The sequence below is a fragment of the Intrasporangium sp. genome (genome assembly GCF_039812505.1).
In the GTDB taxonomy this organism is placed as follows: domain Bacteria; phylum Actinomycetota; class Actinomycetes; order Actinomycetales; family Dermatophilaceae; genus Intrasporangium_A.
This window is the reverse complement of the sequence record NZ_JBDIAQ010000236.1, coordinates 1-3588: the sequence shown is the minus strand read 5'-3', so window position 1 is coordinate 3588 and position 3588 is coordinate 1. Positions and strand designations below refer to the sequence as shown.

Below are 3588 nucleotides of genomic sequence, written 5' to 3'. Positions count from 1 at the left end.
GGCTGTCCCTGATCTCACGTCCCGCCTGACTCGGCCCCCGTGGCTCGGGCGGGCCGGGTCACTCGCTCAGCTCGGGGATGTCGCGCACCTTCGGGTCGCCGGCATCCGCGAAGTAGTCGTTCTTGCGCGTGGCGTCGCGTCCGTCCGGCACGTGTGTCGCGCGGAAGGCCACGGTCAGCACGACGGCGACCAGGGTGTTTATCACGAAGGCGGTCAGCGCGATGTAGCCCATCTGACCGAGTCCCTCGATGTTGGCGATCGAGCTGGCGAAGTGCTCGCCGGCCGGGTTCACGTTGTTGTAGGCCTTGACCGTGCCGTAGACCATGCCGACGGCCCACCCGCCGAGCAGTGCCCAGCGGTGGAACCAGCGGGTGTAGAGGCTGTAGACGATCGCCGGGAACGTCTGCAGGATCCAGATGCCGCCGAGCAGCTGGAAGTTCAGCGCGTTCTGCGCCGGCAGGGTCAGCACGAACACCACGGCGAACAGCTTGACCACCAGCGAGACGAGCTTGCTGACCTTGGCCTCCTCCTCGGGAGAGGCGTTGGGCCGGAAGAACTCCCGGTAGATGTTACGGGTGAACGTGTTGGAGGCCGCGATGGACATGATCGCTGCGGGTACGAGCGCGCCGATCGCGATGGCGGCGAACCCAACCCCGGCGAACCAGGAGGGGAACAGGTCCTCGAACAGCTGTGGCACGACCAGCTGCGGGTTCGCCTTGCCGTTCAGCCCGATGGGTTGCGTCCCGGCTGCGATGGCGACCCAGCCGAGCAGCGCGAGCAGGCCCAGCATCAGGCTGTAGGCCGGCAGGATCGAGGCGTTGCGCCGGATGGTGTTGCGCGACTTGGACGACAGCGTGGCCGTGATGGAGTGCGGATACATGAACAGGGCCAGCGCGGACCCGAGCGCAAGCGTCCCGTACGCCCAGAACTGCGCCGGCGTCGGGATGAAGGCACCGGTCGCCTTACCGGTGGCCGGGTTCGGGGTAGCCATCTTGTGCTCGGCCACGTCGAAGATGTGCCCCCAGCCACCGACCTTGGCCGGCAGGTAGATGATGGCGACGATGATGACCAGGTAGATCAGCGAGTCCTTGACGAACGCGATGACCGCCGGGGCACGCAGCCCGCTCGAGTAGGTGAAGGCGGCCAGCACGGCGAAGGCGATGAACAGCGGCAGGTCGTGTGCGATCACGTTGCTGCCACCGACACCGGCAACCTCCAGCACCGCCTGGATACCCACCAGCTGCAGCGCGACGTAGGGCAGGATCGCCAGGATGCCGGTGACCGACACCGCGAGGGCGAGCCCGCGCGAGCCGTACCGGCCCTCGACGAAGTCAGCCGGGGTGACGTACCCGTGGCGGTGGCTCACCGACCACAGCCGGGACATGAACACGAAGATGATCGGGTAGAGCACGATCGTGTAGGGGACGGCGAAGAAGCCACTGACCGACCCGAGCGCGAACATCGCCGCCGGGACGGCCACGAAGGTGTATGCCGTGTAGAGGTCGCCGCCGAGGAGGAACCAGGTGATCCATGTCCCGAACGTCCGGCCCCCGAGGCCCCACTCGTCGAGCGAGTCCAGCCCGGCCTCGCTCTTGCGCCATCGGGTGGCCCAGAACCCCATCACGGTGACGACCAGGAACAGGACGACCAGGACGGTCAGGGCGATGCCGTTGACTCCGGTGTGATCTGCCGGTAGGCCCGCCGCCGCGAGTGTGTTCACCGGTCCGGGCCTTCCGCACCGGCGCCCGGGCGGTTCGGGCCGTCATCGCCGGCGGGGTGTGGCATCGGGCGATGCGGACGGGCCCTGAGGACGAGTCGGTAGGCGGTATAGGTGAAGCAGGCCGTAAGGATGACCCACATCATCTGGTACCAGAAGAAGAACGGGAACGGGCCCAGCTTGGGGTCCTCCCTGGCATAGGAGCCCACCCACATGAGGGCCGCGACGGGGATCGCGACACAGATGCCGGCAACGACGAGCAGCGGTGTCCTGGCCGGCGGGGCGTAACTGCGGTCGGTCTGTGGTGCCATGAGGCGCCTCCTGATACAGGGCCAGAACCTGCCCGCCCGGCCAGCCTTCGTGTACCTCGTCGGAAGCGGATCCAGCCGGCGGCTCTGACAGCGAATGCGAAGTTGTCCAGTTGTCCAACACGGTCCCCCACCAGATCCGCTCTCCCGAGCCGCTGGACGGGCCAGAGTCGTGGGAGACGGCCACAGCGCTAGTTGTCCTACACCCGGCGGCTGGGAGTCTGCTGACAATGGGCCGCCGACAGTCGAGTGGGCCCGCCGTCGAACGTCGAGCGTCGATCCGCCGGGGGTCGCGGCGGCGGACGCCTTCGCCGGCGGCCGTTCCGGTGGTATGCCGCTCAGCTACTGGTCCGTCAGGACTGAGCAGGGGTCCGTCAGGACTGGGGTCCGTCAGAGCCATCGGTCGGTCAGGACCCATCGGGACCGGCTCGGGCTCGGGCCCGGGCAGGCGCAGGCCATCGTGGTGCGCGGACTTCGACGACGACCGTGACAATGTGCCCGTCGGCCCGGCACACGGTCATCAGGGCGCCGTTGCCCGCGGCGATGCCGGACCCACGCACGCAGGCCGCCCCCGGGTCGTTCGTCACCTGGAGCACCATGGCCGCACCGAGCGCGGTCAGGTCGGCCGCCAGGCGCGCCCGGTGACTTGCCGCCACGACACCGGCAAGCGTCAATGCGGCTGCGGTCAGGACCAGGAGGGCCGCGACCGCCCCTGTCACGAGGACAGTCGCCGAACCGCGGTCCCGGGGCCTGCACACGATGGCACCCCAACCGAGACCGGGCGACGCCTGCGGTCCACCGACGGTCCTCACGGCACCCCCGCCTCGACGGGCCCGACGGCCTGCGCGCGTAGATACCAGCCGGGAACGAGCCGGCCCGCGCCGCCCGCTCGGACGGAGACCACGACCCGCACCTCGGCGCCACCACGCTCGACCCGTACCTCGGCACCACGCGGTGCCGCCCGGAGAGCCAGCCTTCTCGACTCGGCCGCACTGTCCCCTCGGGCCGCCGACCGCGCCGCCGCCCTGGCGGCATCGACGCAACGGACCTGGTCCATCCCGGCCGAGAGCGCGGAGACACAACAGGCCAGGACGAGAACCACGGCCGGGATGGCGACGGCGAGCTCCGCCGTCACCATCCCGCGGTCCTGCCGACCCGCTGTCACCCGGCGAGACCGAGCGCGTTCTGCACGATGCCGGTCAGCGCTGAGCGGACCGCGTCGGAGCGGACCACCCCGAGCAGCACGAGGGCGAACGTGCAGGCCGCCATGATCCCGACGGCGTACTCCGCCGTCGTCATCCCACGATCCCTACCGAGCTCGGCAAGACGGCGCTGACCGGCCGTGACGAGGTGACGGATCCTCAAGAGACGTTGCATGACTGGCTCCTTCGACGATGACGAGTCCATCTCGCCTCACCACGATTCGACCCCCTTCCGGGGTTGGGGTGAACCGACCTTCTCGCGCCTGTGCACAGCGCGGACCTGGTCGGTGCGGCTGTGGACGCGACGGCGTCGGGATGAGCACTGAGGCGTGGAGAACACGCGTGCACCCTCGACGGCAAG

General features: G+C 69.3%; 5 protein-coding genes. All 5 read right to left on the bottom strand.

The annotated features are described in order from the left end of the window. Nucleotides 1-58: 58 nt before the first annotated feature. On the bottom strand, nt 59-1720 hold the full coding sequence (locus WMI84_RS17555; RefSeq protein ID WP_347355064.1) for a sodium:solute symporter: 1662 nt from the start codon (nt 1718-1720) through the stop codon (nt 59-61). Further along, the gene (locus tag WMI84_RS17550) at nt 1717-2028 is read right to left on the bottom strand and encodes a DUF3311 domain-containing protein (RefSeq protein WP_347355063.1); all 312 of its coding nucleotides are present in this window, start codon (nt 2026-2028) and stop codon (nt 1717-1719) included. The genes WMI84_RS17555 and WMI84_RS17550 overlap by 4 nt, the downstream gene beginning before the upstream one ends. Before the next feature lie 404 nt (nt 2029-2432). Next, nucleotides 2433-2783 (bottom strand): Rv3654c family TadE-like protein, encoded by a 351-nt coding sequence (locus WMI84_RS17545; protein WP_347355062.1) that lies wholly within the window; start codon nt 2781-2783, stop codon nt 2433-2435. 50 nt (nt 2784-2833) lie between these two features. Next, nucleotides 2834-3163, bottom strand: a complete 330-nt coding sequence (locus WMI84_RS17540; RefSeq protein ID WP_347355061.1) for a TadE family type IV pilus minor pilin — start codon at nt 3161-3163, stop codon at nt 2834-2836. 23 nt (nt 3164-3186) lie between these two features. Next, nucleotides 3187-3402, bottom strand: a complete 216-nt coding sequence (locus WMI84_RS17535) for a DUF4244 domain-containing protein (RefSeq protein WP_347355060.1) — start codon at nt 3400-3402, stop codon at nt 3187-3189. Between the last annotated feature and the right edge of the window lie 186 nt (nt 3403-3588).